Below are 8,124 nucleotides of genomic sequence, written 5' to 3'. Positions count from 1 at the left end.
TTCACAGGAATAATTGGCCCGAAACAAACTGTGGGAGCTGGCTTGCCAGCGATGCGCCGCGCGGGCGGCGCTCGATCTCACAGGCGCTGTAAATCTTTCGCCCTGCACCTGGCGGCCTTCACACAATATCCCGCCCTACACCTGGTGGCCCACATCCCCACCCTGCTGCTCGAGCAACACCAACACCCCAACGATCAGCGCGCGCATGCCTTCGCTCAACTCGACCTCCATCTCCTGCTCTTCCTGCACGCAATCCGCGTCCAGCACCGGCTCGCGCTTGGCCACGGTATAGACCGTATCGGCCACCGCAAAGCCATGGAACGCCACCGTCGACAACAGCCAGCGCGCCTGCTCCGGCGACAGGCCATACACCTCGGCGATATGGACCTGATGCTCATGGATCTTGCCGATCATCGCCTCGGTCGCCGCCAGCCGGCGTATCACGTAGGGCGTCAGCCCAGGATGGGCCTTGACGAAGGCCTGCACCGAGGCCGCGAAACGCAGCAGGTAGGCCTGCAGGCCTTCTTCAGCGCCATCACTCGCCCGGGGGATCTGCCAGCGCTGGAAGATTTCCTCGGCCACCAGGCACTTGAGCGCGTCGATGTTCGCCACGTGCTTGTACAGCGCCATATGGCTCACCCCCAACGCGGCGGCCACACCCACGAAGGTGAGGCAAGGCAGGCCAATGGCGATGCTCACGTCGGCGATGCGTTCACGGGTAATGGTGCGCGGGCGCCCGCGACCGGGTGAGGGTTGTGATGGTTGCATCAGTTGCTCCTGGCTCGGTGGAGACAGACTTGTAGCCGTCTTGTCTGGTTTTCGCAAATTAGTTTATAGTCATGCAACTAATTAATCCGCAGCTGCCCAGGCCCGTTTCATGTCTGATTCATGCCCCACGCCCAACACTGCCGCACCGCCCAAAACCAAGGCGCGCGGCCCCATCAGCCGTGTACTTGCGCCCATCCGCGGGCAGTTGATCGTAGCCGCCGTGCTGGCGGCTGCGGGTTCGATGCTGACCCTGGTGCCGCTGGCCGGCATCGAGCAGATTGCGCGCCTGGCCTTGAGCAACGCCGGCACGGCCGCCGATATCGGCCGGGTGGTTTGCATTAGCGTGGCCTGCCTGTTCGTCGGCATGGCACTGATCACCGCCGGTGAGCTGCTGGCACACCGGGCCGACAACCGCATCACCCACCAGCTGCGCGTGGCCATCGGCCAGCGCCTGATGCAGGTGCCGCTTGGCTGGTTCACCGAGCGCGCCTCCAGTGAGGTCAAGCGGGCGATGCAAGACGACATCGGCACCCTGCACAGCCTCACCGCGCACTTCTTCACCACCCTTGGCCGGGCTCTGGGCGCCGTGCTGATTTCGGTGGTCTACCTGTTCGCCATGGACTGGCGCCTGGCCCTGGTGTCGTTGCTGCCCTTCCCCGCCTTCTTTGTGTTCCTGCGCCGGGCGATGCAGGCCAGCGCCACGCACATGGACGCGGTGATCACTGGCATGGCGCGCATCGATGACGCGGTGGTCGAGTTCGTCAACGGCATGCCGTTGGTCAAGGCCTTCGGCGACCGAGGCAATGCCCAGGACCGCTACCGCGCCGCCGTCGAGGCCTTCGCCCAGACCTTCACTGGCTTCACCCGCCCGCTGGTGGCGTCGATGGCCAAGGCCAATGCGCTCGTCGCGCCGGTGACGGTACTGGGCCTGGTGCTGCTGGCCGGCATGCTGTTCATTGCCCTGGGCTGGATCGAGCCGCTGCAACTGCTGCCCTTCGCCCTGGTGACACCGGGCCTGTGCGCTCCGCTGCACCTGCTGCACTACATCACCCACGACCTGAACAACGCGGTCGGCGCCGCGCAGCGGGTCCATGCCCTGCTGGACACGCCCGTACTGCCCGCGCCGGCCACCGGCCGCTCGCCCAACGGCAACGAGGTCCGGGTGGAGCAGCTCAGCCACGCCTACAGCCCCGGCAACCCTGTGCTCAACAACCTCAGCTTCACCCTGGCCCCCGGCACCATCACCGCCATCGTCGGCCCATCTGGCGCCGGCAAATCCACCGTGGCGCGCCTGCTGCTGCGCTTCTTCGACCCCGACAGCGGGCGCATCACCCTCGGCGGCGTCGACCTGCGGGATATCCAGACGCAGGCGCTGTACCAGCACATCGGTTTCGTCCTGCAGGAAGTACGGCTGATACACGCCAGCGTGGCCGACAACATCGCCCTGGGCCGGCCAACGGCGACCCGCGAACAGATCGAAGCGGCAGCCCGCCTGGCCAACATTCATCAACGCATCATGCAGCTGCCACGCGGCTACGACTCGGTGCTCGGCGAAGACGCGCAGCTGTCCGGCGGCGAGCAGCAGCGCCTGAGCATCGCCCGCGCGGTGCTGCTCGACCCGCCGCTGCTGGTGCTGGACGAAGCCACCGCTGCCGTCGATGCCGACAGCGAAGCGGCGATCCAGACGGCGCTGTCGCGCTTCGCCCAGGGCCGCACCTTGCTGGTCATCGCGCATCGGCTGGACACGGTGATGCACGCCGACCAGATCCTGGTGCTCGACCAAGGCGAGCTACGCGAACAGGGCCGCCACGCCGAACTGCTCGAGCGCCAAGGCTTGTATGCCCGGCTCTGGGCCCAAGGGCATTACCAGGACACCGAGAAAAAGGCGCTGCCGGCATGCTGAGAACCTTCATTCGACTGCTGGGCGACAGCGCCCCGGCATTGCGCCGCTATGTGCTGATGACCGTGCTGTATGGCGTATTCAGCGGCCTGACCATCAGCACCCTGGCGCCGCTGATGCTGCGCCTGTTGCAGGGCGATGCCCGTGGCGCCGCTGCCTGGCTGCTGGCGCTGGCCGCTGGCGTGGGCCTGTGCTGGTTCTGGCGACGCCCTGTGGAACTGGCCGGCATCGCCCTGGCCAGCGCAGTGCTGCGCGGTGGCCGCCTGCACCTTGGCGAACGGGTGGCGCGGCTGCCGCTGGGCTGGTTCACCCCGGACAACACCGCCCGGCTGGGGCATGTCATCACCCAGGGCATGATGGGCGTGGCCCAGTTGCCGGCCCATGTGCTCACCCCCTTGATCAGCGGCGTGGTGATGCCGCTGGTGCTGTTGCCGGCACTGTATGCGCTGCATGGGCCATTGGGCCTGATCGCCTTGCTGGCCCTGCCGGCGCTGCTCGCGGTGTTGCTGCTCAGCGCCCGCCTGGGCCGCCAGGGCGATGCGGCGTACCAACAGCATTTCGCCCACGCCAGCCAGCGCATGGTCGAGTTCGCCCAGGCCCAGTCGGTGCTGCGCGCCTTCAATGGCGCCGGTGGTGGCACGCGGCTGCTGGAACAAAGCCTGGAGCGCCAGCGCCGCAGCGGCATGGGCCTGATCCTGCGCTCGGCGCTGTCGGCGCTGCTCAACAGCTGGGCGGTGCAGGCGACCTTCGCGGCGTTGCTGATGGCCGCCGGCCTGTGGTTCAGCCGCCAGCTGGGTGGCCAGCCGCAGGAGGTGGTGGCGGTGGTCGTGGCCCTGGCCTTGGCCTGCCGATTCATCGACCCGCTGCAGGACGTGGCCAGCCATGTCGAGATCCTGCGCGGTGCCCAGGGCCAGCTCAAGGAGATCGAACGGATCCTGGCGGCCGAGCCGCTGCCGGAGCCGCTTTCGCCCGAACTACCAGCGGGCAATGCCATCGAGCTGCAGGGGGTGAGCCTGCGCTACAGCGCCGAGGGGCCCGATGTGCTGCGTGACCTTGATCTGCACATCCCGGCAGGCCGCATGACGGCAATCATCGGTGCCTCGGGCTCGGGCAAGAGCTCGTTGCTGCGCCTGATCGCACGTTTCTTCGATGCCACTCAAGGCAGCGTGCGAATCGGCGGCGTGGACGTGCGGCAGATGGCCCGCTGCACCCTGACCGACACGGTCAGCCAGGTGCTGCAGGACACCTGGCTGTTCCAGGGCAGCATTGCCGACAACATCCGCATCGGCAAACCCGAGGCCAGCGCTGCCGAAGTGCTGCAGGCCGCCCGCCTGGCGGGCCTGGAGAGCGTCGTGCAGCGCCTGCCAGAGGGCCTCGACACCTCGGTCGGCGAAGGTGGCGCGCAGCTGTCGGGGGGCGAACGCCAACGGGTGACCATTGCCCGTGCACTGATCAAGCAGGCCCCGGTGCTGCTGGTAGATGAAGCGACCGCGGCCCTCGATGCCGACAACCAGGCGCTGATCGTCGCTACCCTGCACAGCCTGCGCGGGCGCTGCACGCAAGTGGTCATCGCCCACCAGCTCGCCACCGTGGCCCTGGCCGACCATATCGTGGTGCTGGACGCCGGCCGCGTGGTCGAACAAGGCTCGCCTGCGGCCCTGGGCGCCAGCGGCGGGTATTACGCCCGCTTCCTCACGCAACGCCACGCCGCCAACGCCTGGCGCATCGGCGCGCCGTCGACGGTGGCACAGCCTTGATGCGCCTGTCCTGGCTGCTGCTGTTCCTGCTGTTGTGCGTGGCCTCGCTGGCGGTCGGCGCCCGTGAGCTGGCCTGGTCGCAACTGCTGACGCTGCACGGCGACACCTGGCTGACCCTGACCGCCAGCCGCCTGCCGCGCCTGGCCGCACTGATCCTGGTGGGCATCGGCCTGGCGGTGTGCGGGGTGATCCTGCAACAGATCGTGCGTAACCGCTTCGTCGAGCCCGGTACCTGCGGCGCGCTGGACGCCGCCCGCCTCGGCATCCTGCTGTCGCTGGGGTTGGCACCGACCGCCGGCGTGCCGCTGCAGATGCTGTTCGCCCTGGCCTTGTGCTTCGCCGCAAGCCTGGTGTTCGTCGCCATCATCCGCCGCATCCGCGCCAGGAACGCGGTGCTGGTACCGGTAATCGGCCTGATGTACGGCGGGGTGCTGAGCGCGCTGGCCGAGTTCTACGCCTACCGCTTCAACCTGCTGCAAAGCATGCAGGGCTGGTTGCTGGGCGACTTCTCCAAGGTGGTGCAGGGGCGCTATGAGCTCATCTATCTGATCCTGCCGATTATCCTGCTCACCTACCTGTATGCGCAGCGTTTCACCCTGGTCGGCATGGGCGAAGGCATGGCCACCAGCCTGGGCTTGAACTACAGCGCCAGCGTGGCGCTAGGGCTGATGCTGGTCGCCGTCACGGTGGCGGCCAGCGTGATCACCGTCGGCGCCATCCCCTTCGTCGGCCTGGTGGTGCCCAACCTCATCGCCCTGCGCCATGGCGACAACCTGCGCCGTACCCTGCCTTTGGTGGCGTTGGGGGGAGCGGCCTTGCTGCTGGTCTGCGACCTGGCCGGGCGGCTGCTGATCTACCCCTTCGAAGTGCCCATCGGCCTGACCGCCGGCGGCCTTGGTGGCCTGGTCTTCCTGGGCTTGCTGCTGTGGAGGCAGCGATGAAGCGCCGCCTGCTGCCATGGCTCGCGGTCATCGCCCTGGCCTGCGTGTTCGTGTTCGCCAACGCCGGGCTGGACTTCGACTACGTGATCCCCAAGCGCCTTACGCGCCTGGCCGCCATGGTCATCGGCGGCGTGTGCGTGGCCTGCTCGGCCATCGCCTTCCAGACCCTCACCGGCAACCGCATCCTCACCCCCGCCATCATGGGCTATGAAGCCGTGTACCTGCTGCTGCAGGCACTGCTGGTGCTGGGCATGGGCATGCAGGGCCTGGTGCTGCTGGGCAACGACGGCAACTTCCTGCTCTCGGTGCTGCTGATGCTCGGTTACTCCTGGGCGCTGCACCGCTGGCTGTTTCGCGAAGGCCACAGCAACGTGTTTTTCCTGCTACTGGTCGGGCTGGTGCTGACGATGGTCATGGCCACCCTCACCCAGTTCGTCCAGCTCAAGGTCAGCCCCGGTGAGTTCTCGATGCTGCAGGGCTACACCCAGGCTTCGTTCAACCGTGCCTCGCTGCCGCTGCTGCTCGGCTCGGCGCTGCTGGTGGCGCTGCTATGCAGCGTGCTGGCCAAGGCCGCGCCGGTGCTCGATGTGCTGGCGCTGGGGCGCGATCAAGCGATCTCGCTGGGTGTGGACTACCGGCACAACGTGCGCCTGCACCTGGCCGTGATCGCCGCGCTGGTCGCGGTGTCCACCAGCCTGCTCGGGCCCACTGCGTTCATGGGCGTGTTCGTCGCCAACATCACCTACCGCCTGGCGGGCACCTTCCGCCATCGGGTCACGCTGGCGCTGGGCAGCGCCGTGGCCATGGCCGTGTTCATCGCCGCCCAGTTGCTGGTCGAGCATGTCTTCAACTACAGGACCACCGTCGGCATCCTCGTGAACCTGGTGTGTGGCACCTACTTCCTCGCCTTGATGGTGCGTAACCGGGGGGCCGCATGATCACCGTCCACAACCTGCACAAAGGCTACGGCAAAAAGGCCGTGCTGTGCGGGGTCAGCGCGTGCTTCCCGCGCCAGCGCCTGACTTCGCTGATCGGCCCCAACGGCGCCGGCAAGACCACCTTGCTGCTGATGCTCGCCCGGCTGCTGGAGCCCAGCAGCGGCGATATCCGCCTGGACGGGCAAAGCATCCGTGGCATGGCCGTCGGCGAGTACGCCCGACGCGTCGCCACCCTGCGCCAGTCGCTCGACTTCAACCTGCGCCTGACCGTCGACGAGCTGGTGGCGTTCGGCCGCTTTCCCTACAGCCGCGGCGCGCTGACCGCTGACGACCGGCGCGCGATCGACCAGGCCATCGCCTTCCTGGGCCTGGAGCCCCTGCGCCAGGCCTACCTCGATGAGCTCAGCGGCGGCCAGCGGCAGATGGCGTTCCTGGCCATGACCATTGCCCAGGAGACCGACTACCTGCTGCTCGACGAGCCGCTGAACAACCTCGACATGCGCCACGCGGTGCAGATCATGCGCGCGCTGCGCAGGCTGTGCGACGAGTTCGGCCGCACGGTGATCCTGGTGGTGCACGACATCAACTTCGCCGCCAGCTATTCCGACTGCATCGTCGCCATGAAAGACGGCCAGGTGCATTGCAGCGGCAGTGTCGACGAGGTGGTGACCGAGCAACGGCTGCATGCCCTGTACGGGCTGGATTTCGACATCACCCATGGCGAGCGCGGCCGCCTGTGCAACTACTTCAACCCACCGAGAGAACTGCGATGAACCGCAACCACCCCGCCACCGGCTGGCGCTTGGCCCTGCTGCTGGGCGCCACCCTGGCCCTGCACGGCTGCAACGAGCCGTCGGCAGCCACACCGGCAACGACCGCCCGCGCGGCTGCCGTCGATTACGCGCCAGTTTCCGTACAGCACAAACTCGGCACCACCGTGATCACCCGGCCCCCGCTGCGCGCGGTGGCCCTGGACATGAACGAAGTCGATTTCCTCGACCAGCTGGGTGTGCCGGTGGTGGGCATGCCGAAAGACTTCGTGCCGCACTTCCTGGCGCGCTACAAGGACGCCGCGCAGACCGCCGATATCGGCTCGATCGTGCAGCCCAACCTTGAACGAGTACATGCCGCCCGCCCCGACCTGATCCTGATCACCTCGCTGCAGGCCAACCACTATGCCGAACTGAGCGAAATGGCGCCGACCCTGCACTTCGATGTGGACTACCGCGACAGCGAAGCCGGCCATGTGGCCGTGGTCAAGCAGCACCTGGCCAGCCTTGGCCAGGTGTTCGCCAAGCAAGAGCTCGCCCGGCAGAAGCTCGCCGCGCTGGACGCCAAGCTGGACCAGGCACGCAGCGTCACCCAGGGCCGCCCGGAACGCGCCTTGGTGGTGCTGCACAACAACGGCGCCTTCAGCGCTTTCGGCGTGCAGTCGCGCTACGGCTTCATCTTCAACGACCTGGGCGTCAAGCCCGCCGGTAGCACCCTGGAAACCGGCCTGCATGGCCAGCCCATTTCCAGCGAGTTCATCCAGCAGGCCAACCCCGACATCCTCTACGTGGTCGACCGCACGGCAGTGATGGAGCATCGCCCGGCGATGACCGCCGAAACCCTCGGCAACCCGCTGCTGCGCCAGACCAACGCGTGGAAGCACGGCCGCGTGGTGTTCGTCGACCCTGAGGCCTGGTACGTCACCGCCGCCAGCCCGACCTCACTGGCGCTGATCGTCGACGACGTGATCAAGGGTTATCAGCACTGAGTCGCGACTGGCGCGAGCGCGCATTGCTTTATCAATAGGTGATTCTCATTTGCCTTACGAC

7 protein-coding genes are annotated in these 8,124 nt (G+C 67.3%); 6 read left to right on the top strand and 1 reads right to left on the bottom strand.

Annotation, left to right across the window (positions count from 1 at the left end):
* Nucleotides 1-135 precede the first annotated feature (135 nt).
* Nucleotides 136-768: a TetR/AcrR family transcriptional regulator gene (locus F6X61_RS09815; RefSeq protein WP_153786457.1), complete on the bottom strand. Its 633-nt coding sequence runs from the start codon at nucleotides 766-768 to the stop codon at nucleotides 136-138.
* A 109-nt stretch (nucleotides 769-877) separates the two neighbouring features.
* Here F6X61_RS09815 and F6X61_RS09810 point away from each other — a divergent pair, with 109 nt between their 5' ends.
* From F6X61_RS09810 to F6X61_RS09785, 6 genes are read left to right on the top strand one after another with little or no spacing between them, the layout of a single operon-like run.
* A complete protein-coding gene (locus F6X61_RS09810) occupies nucleotides 878-2,671 on the top strand; it encodes an ABC transporter ATP-binding protein (protein ID WP_153786456.1) in 1,794 nt (597 codons plus the stop codon).
* Nucleotides 2,665-4,425, top strand: a complete 1,761-nt coding sequence (locus F6X61_RS09805; protein ID WP_153786455.1) for an ABC transporter ATP-binding protein — start codon at nucleotides 2,665-2,667, stop codon at nucleotides 4,423-4,425. Before F6X61_RS09810 ends, F6X61_RS09805 begins: the two co-directional genes overlap by 7 nt.
* Nucleotides 4,425-5,366: an ABC transporter permease gene (locus F6X61_RS09800; RefSeq protein WP_153786454.1), complete on the top strand. Its 942-nt coding sequence runs from the start codon at nucleotides 4,425-4,427 to the stop codon at nucleotides 5,364-5,366. The genes F6X61_RS09805 and F6X61_RS09800 overlap by 1 nt, the downstream gene beginning before the upstream one ends.
* The gene (locus tag F6X61_RS09795; RefSeq protein WP_153786453.1) at nucleotides 5,363-6,304 is read left to right on the top strand and encodes an iron chelate uptake ABC transporter family permease subunit; all 942 of its coding nucleotides are present in this window, start codon (nucleotides 5,363-5,365) and stop codon (nucleotides 6,302-6,304) included. Before F6X61_RS09800 ends, F6X61_RS09795 begins: the two co-directional genes overlap by 4 nt.
* Complete coding sequence (locus F6X61_RS09790; RefSeq protein ID WP_153786452.1) at nucleotides 6,301-7,077, top strand: ABC transporter ATP-binding protein; 777 nt, start codon at nucleotides 6,301-6,303, stop codon at nucleotides 7,075-7,077. Before F6X61_RS09795 ends, F6X61_RS09790 begins: the two co-directional genes overlap by 4 nt.
* Nucleotides 7,074-8,063 (top strand): siderophore ABC transporter substrate-binding protein, encoded by a 990-nt coding sequence (locus F6X61_RS09785; RefSeq protein WP_153786451.1) that lies wholly within the window; start codon nucleotides 7,074-7,076, stop codon nucleotides 8,061-8,063. The genes F6X61_RS09790 and F6X61_RS09785 overlap by 4 nt, the downstream gene beginning before the upstream one ends.
* The last annotated feature ends 61 nt before the right edge of the window (nucleotides 8,064-8,124 follow it).

The organism is Pseudomonas sp. EMN2 (assembly GCF_009650555.1).
Classification (GTDB): domain Bacteria; phylum Pseudomonadota; class Gammaproteobacteria; order Pseudomonadales; family Pseudomonadaceae; genus Aquipseudomonas; species Aquipseudomonas sichuanensis.
This window is presented reverse-complemented; position numbering and strand designations above follow the sequence as displayed.